2 protein-coding genes are annotated in these 2,100 nt (G+C 46.5%); both read left to right on the plus strand.

Annotated elements, in window-relative coordinates; all coding sequences use genetic code 11:
• Positions 1-553: energy-coupling factor transporter transmembrane protein EcfT (locus C7Y66_RS30390; protein ID WP_146149923.1), on the plus strand; the 553-nt coding region annotated here is incomplete at its 5' end.
• A gap of 1 nt (position 554) precedes the next feature.
• The coding region (locus C7Y66_RS30395; RefSeq protein WP_106548376.1) for an anthranilate synthase component I at positions 555-2,100 on the plus strand (1,546 nt) is incomplete at its 3' end.

Consider the following 2,100-nt stretch of genomic DNA (forward strand, 5'->3'; position numbering starts at 1 on the left):
ACCAACTACCAACTACCAATACGTCTTATTTCAATATTGGATAATTACGGTAACGCGCCGCTCGGTCGAGCTGGCATTACGCTTGAGTACGAGCCTGTTTACTTTGATTTACAGCACGAATTTATATTTACTCACAACCGCACCAGAAGAAATTACTGCAGGTTTGGAAAGCTTGATGCTACCTTTGCGACGGTTTAAATTGCCCGTAACTGAAATTGCGCTGACTCTAACGCTGTCATTGCGATTTATTCCCCTGGTGATGGAAGAAGTGCAAAATCTGATTCGTTCCGTGCGAACCCGGGCAATAAATTGGAAAAAGCTAGGCATCAAGGGAGCATTGCGGGTGTGGATGGTAGTGGCAGAACGATTGTTAGAAAACTTACTTCTGAGAGCCGAGCAAATGGCTAAAGCGATGACAGTGAGGGGATTTACCACTCCGAATACTCATCGCGTCCAATGGCATCAGCTGCGTTTTACTACTAGAGACTGGATTGCCTTGGTGTGTTTGGTTGCATTTTGGGGAATACGTCTAACTTGGGGTAATGAGGTTTGAAATGAAACCCATGCAGCCTTGGTATTGGCGATCGCTTCCTTTAGAACAACGTAGCGGTTCTGAAGTATTTGCAGCCCTATTTCGCCCTGATGATAATCCAGACGCGATCGCAACTCTACTAGAGAGTCCTGCTCCAATATCTCAAGACCGTTCTCAACTGGCGCGTTACTCTATCTGTGCTGGCACACCCCGCATTATCGACGGACAGCCGCAACTGTGGACACCACCCGTCGGGGAGATTTTGCCATTCTTGCAGCAGCTATTGGAATGTAAGGGAGCAATTCAAAATTCAAAAGTCGAAAGTCAAAAGTCAAAATTCCCCGACTCCCCTGTACGAGCGGGTATGAAGCAAAAATCTATTGATGGAAGCCGTGAATCTTTTTCTAAACCCGCCCCTACGATTCCCGACTCCCTCCCTTTCACTGGAGGGTGGTTGGGTTGGTTGGGGTACGATCTGGCTTGGGAGATTGAAAAGTTACCCTATGTAAAATCAGATCCCTTACCATTTCCTACAGCTTATTGGTACGAACCTGAATGTTTTGCCGTTCTCGACCACTCAGAACAAATATTGTGGCTAGCTGTCTCTGCACGACAGCAGCTAAACGAGCTACAAGAACGACTTGAAAATTTAAAAGTCAAAAGTCAAAATTCAAAACCAATAACCAACAACCAACAACCAACAACCAATTACCAATTACCAATTACCCATTCACTACTCACTACCCAAGAAGAATACGAAACGGCTGTCTGCCGAGCAAAAAAGTACATTCAAGCTGGAGACATTTTTCAGGCAAATCTTTCTTTGCGATTTGAAACCAGCACGATCGCCAGTAGTTGGCAAATTTATCAAGCACTGCAACAAATTAATCCGTCTCCCTTTGCTAGTTATTGGCAGACTCCTTGGGGAGCAGTCATTAGCTGTTCGCCAGAAAGATTAGTACAATTACGCGATCGTCAAGTCCAAACCAGACCAATTGCAGGTACGCGATCGCGGGGAGCCACTCCCGCACAAGACTGCGATTTAGCTCAAGAGTTGTTAAGCAATACTAAGGAAATTGCCGAACATATCATGCTCGTAGATTTGGAACGTAACGATCTAGGGCGCGTTTGCGAATGGGGTTCTGTCGTCGTCGATGAATTATTAGCGATCGAGCGATACAGTCACGTCATGCATCTTGTGAGTAATATTACTGGCACGCTTAAACCAGAATACAATGCGATCGATTTAATTCGCGCCGCGTTTCCTGGGGGGACAATTACTGGCTGTCCCAAAGTCCGTTGCATGGAAATTATTGAAGAATTGGAGCCAGTGCGCCGCAGCTTGTTTTATGGTTCCTGCGGTTACTTAGACTGGCGCGGTAATTTAGACTTAAATATTTTGATTCGGACTCTGCTGTATAGCAGGGAGCAGAGTAAGAGAGCTGAGGGAGCTGAGGGGGCTGAGGGAGAGAAAAGAGCTGAGGGAGAAAAAAATCTTCGAGTGTCCTCCGACGCTTCCCACACTTCCCACACTTCCCACACCCTACACCCCACACCCCACACCCCAC

The organism is Chroococcidiopsis sp. CCALA 051 (assembly GCF_003015105.1).
Lineage (GTDB): Bacteria > Cyanobacteriota > Cyanobacteriia > Cyanobacteriales > Chroococcidiopsidaceae > Chroococcidiopsis > Chroococcidiopsis thermalis.